Below are 419 nucleotides of genomic sequence, written 5' to 3'. Positions count from 1 at the left end.
TCTTCGGCGGCGACGGCAAGGGCGGTTTCATCGTTCCGGAGTTCAACAGGGTCTACGACGGCACCGCGGCCTTTGTCCGGCTCATCGGCCTGGTGGCCAGGACGCAGCTCACGCTCAGCCAGATCGATGCGCGTATCCCGCGTGCGCACGTGATCAGGCGTGACCTGGCGACCCCGTGGGCGGTCAAGGGACTCGTGATGCGGCGGGTCGTCGAGGAGGCCGGTGACCGCTTCGTGGACACCACTGACGGTGTGCGCGTGGTGGAAGCCGACGGCCGCTGGGTGATGGTGCTGCCCGACCCGGCCGAGGCGGTCACCCACCTGTGGGCCGAGGGCCCCGACGACGCCTCCGCCCAGGCTCTGCTCGACGAGTGGGCAGCGGTCGTGGACAGCGCCGGACGGTAGCCGGAACCGGGCGAA

General features: G+C 70.4%; 1 pseudogene. It reads left to right on the top strand.

Features of this window, described 5'->3' with window-relative positions:
* Nucleotides 1-404: pseudogene (locus tag AOK11_RS36000) on the top strand (mannose-1-phosphate guanyltransferase); the annotation flags it as partial.
* Between the last annotated feature and the right edge of the window lie 15 nt (nucleotides 405-419).

It is taken from the genome of Streptomyces hirsutus (assembly GCF_001418415.1).
Lineage (GTDB): Bacteria > Actinomycetota > Actinomycetes > Streptomycetales > Streptomycetaceae > Streptomyces > Streptomyces hirsutus.
Note: the sequence above shows the minus strand (reverse complement) of the source record. Positions and strands in the feature narration are given on the sequence as shown.